The 2,414-nt window shown below is 29.7% G+C and carries 1 protein-coding gene; it reads right to left on the reverse strand.

The window, feature by feature from the left end; translation table 11 throughout:
* Positions 1-1,298 precede the first annotated feature (1,298 nt).
* Positions 1,299-1,745 carry a hypothetical protein gene (locus tag ACI3VO_RS15075; protein ID WP_439758706.1) on the reverse strand — a complete coding sequence of 149 codons (447 nt, stop codon included), beginning with the start codon at positions 1,743-1,745 and terminating at the stop codon, positions 1,299-1,301.
* Between the last annotated feature and the right edge of the window lie 669 nt (positions 1,746-2,414).

Below are 2,414 nucleotides of genomic sequence, written 5' to 3' on the forward strand. Positions count from 1 at the left end.
AAATAGCCTTTATCAAAATAAGACTTATATCTAGCCATTACTTTTTCTGATATTGTAGGATTATTAGAACTGTCAGCTTCTAAATACTTTCCCTATTCAGTATAAGTAGTAGAAGGATTTTTTATTTTCCAAACTCGTCCATCAAAATATATATCACCTAAAAATTCATGTATGTGCTTATATAAATCCTCTGACTAGAATACAGAAGTAGTAACTTTAGCATTTATCTAGAATTGAGAATTAATTCCAGAAGGAGTTTTTATAGAATATTTATCTGTGGTTCTAACTTTAGCAAATGGGCCTACATTCTAGTCACTATACCTAGGTTTGAAAAAGACCATAAAATCCTCACCAAGTGTCTCATCCAAATCTGATAGTAATTTAGAAATTTGATTACTATGAAGTAATGAGTCTTCTCCATTTTTCCTAAATCCTCTTAAATAAACAATGCTTGTTACATATTTAGCTAGAAGCTATCTATTATTATGTCCTTTAGTAATATCTGGACTATCCGTTGTAATTGCTCTATCTAAAACTTGTTTCTATGTTAAGTAAATAGTATTATATTTTGCTCTTTTTTCTCCAGACTTTTTTAATTCAGATTTATAGAAGTCTTCCTAAGTCTATCCATTAATAATTACATTCTTATCAAATACTGGTGTCTACTAACTTAGATTCTCTTCTATTGTATTTAATTCTTTAAGTAAACTTAATACTTCTGGTTTAAGTCCATCTAAACTCTTAAACTAATCAAATTTTCCAGACTTCTGTAATGATTGCAATACTCTATAAGCTGTAAAATCATTACCTAAATCATATATAGGATTATTTTTCCCAGCTGCATTCTGGTATAAACTTTCCTAGTTTATAATCCAATCAGAAGCCTTAGCATGAGGCGGAATTACATAAACAAGACTTACACTTTTTCGACCAGAATAATCAGGATTTTGCTACAATCTCCACTGTTCAACTAACTCATCATCAGTTGTGTACTTATTGGAATCAGATATAAGAACAAATGGATGTGCGGTATTTACAAGCCCATTATATCCATCCTTAGATAAGAATACAGAAGATATATGAAGCTATGGATTCTTAGCAAACTCTTCAATATCTGTGAGTTTAAAATTATACTAATAACTACCATTAGTCTAATTTTTACCTTTTTCTTTTAATAACTAAGGTCCTAATTTAGTTTCTAGTTTAAAACCTTCTGGAAGCATAAACCATCCATTTGAAGTAAATTCCCAGAATTTAAACAAGTCAATCAAGTCACTATAATATGGATCATTACCAAACTAATTAATGACTTCATTTATTTTATCATAAGTATTAGTTCCTTTTGTTTCATTATCAAAGAATTCTCCTACTTTATTAAAATCATCTAAGTACATTAGAGTAAGTGGAGAATTAATAGATGCTAATGATAATTCCAATTTTGGAACCCCATTTACGAATATTAATGCTGATAAAGTTTTACGCATCTTCTTATCAGCCTCTGTATCATCAGATTCTATAAAAAGGGCTTTCTCATTCTCAGATTGGTCAAATCTATTAAATAATTTCTTATCACCGTTTAAACGTCCTGCAGTACTCTTTATACCATACCTAATATTAATTATATCAGAATCCTCTAAGTGTAAAAGGTCTCTAATAGTATCAATATCTCCATCCTTAAAAGCATTATTTAATTTGGCCAGAGTTTCTATAATAGTTTTGTAATCCCATGTCTTAAACAATTTCATTAATCCAACACCATTATCAATTCTAGCATCAAATTTCTCCTATGGGCCATCAAACTTAGGCATACCGTTTTCTTCTACTATCCCAGGAGCAAAAGTATTGAATGTGTATAGTAAGTGATTTACTTGCCTAACATCATTTCTATTAGTAGTTCTTCTTGGTTCGTCTTTAGCATTATTATCTGTAACATCTTCTACTCTATCCTATAAAGTTCCAGTATTACCCATGACAGAAGGTGGTGTATCATTTTCTGGTTCTGGATCTGGTTCTTTATAATAATCCTTAAACCTATTATGTAAATCTTCTATAGATATTACTTGCTCATTATTTCCATCTAGGTCAGTTACTGTATAGTTCTTATCATCAACTTTAGTAATTATTACATTACCAGTATCAATAACTAATCTATCTCCTTCATTATACTTTGGAACAATAGCATTCTATTTAGTTTTTATACTATATTCTCTAAATAACTATTCTAGAGGTATTTTATTTCCCTCTATTGTAACAGTTGGAGTAAATGCCTAAATTCCATTTTCAGTAGATTCTTCTATAGAATAATCAGTAATGTCAAATTCTTTGCCGTCCTTATCTACTGCAACTAAATTATCTCCCTTCTTTTTAAGTTCCTCTAATTTATACATTCACGGTAGGATTATTCATATACTCGC

Source organism: Intestinibacter sp. (genome assembly GCF_051866655.1).
Classification (GTDB): Bacteria; Bacillota; Clostridia; order Peptostreptococcales; family Peptostreptococcaceae; genus Intestinibacter.

Coding starts and splice junctions, on each gene's coding strand:
- ACI3VO_RS15075 (WP_439758706.1), bottom strand. CDS start 1,745: ATGAAATTGTTTAAGACATGGGATTACAAAACTATTATAGAAACTCTG.